This is a genomic window from Mesorhizobium sp. M0808 (assembly GCF_040320025.1).
Classification (GTDB): domain Bacteria; phylum Pseudomonadota; class Alphaproteobacteria; order Rhizobiales; family Rhizobiaceae; genus Mesorhizobium.
Map to the genome: position 1 here is coordinate 1 of NZ_JAMYOX010000118.1, position 1,279 is coordinate 1,279.

The 1,279-nt window shown below is 58.8% G+C and carries 2 protein-coding genes; both read left to right on the forward strand.

Features of this window, described 5'->3' with window-relative positions:
* On the forward strand, positions 1-567 hold a 567-nt coding region (locus NKI25_RS36220; RefSeq protein ID WP_353000964.1), incomplete at its 5' end, for a recombinase family protein.
* The coding region (locus NKI25_RS36225; RefSeq protein WP_502897508.1) for a DUF7986 domain-containing protein at positions 551-1,279 on the forward strand (729 nt) is incomplete at its 3' end. The genes NKI25_RS36220 and NKI25_RS36225, both read left to right, overlap by 17 nt.

Here is a 1,279-nt window from a genome sequence, read left to right on the forward strand (position 1 = left end):
AGCAAGGGGGACGACCAGTCGAACAAGGCGCAAGCCAAGGCTCTCGCCGATGCAGGTTGCAAGCGCATCTTCAAGGAAGAGGCTTCTGGCGGTCGCTGGGAGCGGCCTGAATTACACAGGATGCTTGATCATTTGAGGCAGGGCGACACCATTGTCGTCTGGAAGCTCGACCGCCTGTCACGCTCGCTCAAGGACGTGCTGCATATCATGGAGCGGATCGAGACCGCCGGTGCCGGATTCCGCTCTCTGACCGAGGCGATCGATACAACGACGCCGGCAGGGCGCATGATGATGCAGATGGTCGGTTCCTTCGCCGAATTCGAGCGCGCCATGATCCGCGAACGCACCTCCGCCGGGTTGGCCTTGGCGCGATCCGAGGGCAGGATCGGCGGCCGCCGCAAGAAGCTCAATCCAAAGAAACGGCTGGAAATCGCCGAGAGCGTCTTGTCCGGACGCAAGTCAGCCGCTGAAATGGCGCGGCTCTACGAAGTCAGCCAGCCGACGGTATCGAGAATTATCGCCGAGCACAGACGAAAAGTGGGAAAAGGCCATGCCCAACAGCCATGATCTCAAGGGTCTGATGAAGTTCCTCTCCCACGACGAATGGCGCGATTGTTTCGAAGATGTTCTCGACGATCATTTCGGGCCGGTTCTCGACGCCAGCAACATGGAATTCGATGATCTGGCCGAGATGCTCGGCGATCATTGGGCAATGACGCTTTGGGGCTGCGCCTTCGAGGATTTCCTCACTCAGGATTTCGACGTCGAGGGCGGCAATATCGTCGACGAGTATCTGAAGCGGCGCGGTTGGAAGGAAGGCGCCCAGGCGAAAGCTTACATGAAGGCGCTCCGGACGTCGGTGATGAGCCTCTACGAAGTCAGCGACATCGTGTCAGGCAAATCCCTGATGGCTCGCGATCTCATCCGCGGCGGAGATCCTGTCCTGGTCAGCGAGGGCACAGCCACGAAGACATTGCAGCAATGGGGCAGGGTTGCCGCCAGGATCGTTCCCGTTACGGGCAAGAACATCATTGGCGGAGGATTACTGCCGTTCACGCCGGAAGCTTCCGACGCGCTGTTCGATGGTTTGCGGGCGATCTTTGGCAAGGGTCGGTCCAAAAAATTGCGCATACCAACAAACGAAGAACTTCAACAGGTCGCGCCGGTATTTACCCTCTCATGGCTGTTCGACACCCTGGATCGGACGATGCGGATGGAGCAGACCACCTTCGAGAATAGCGACGGTGACGCAATCGTCTTCCACGATGTGCGCTTTCCG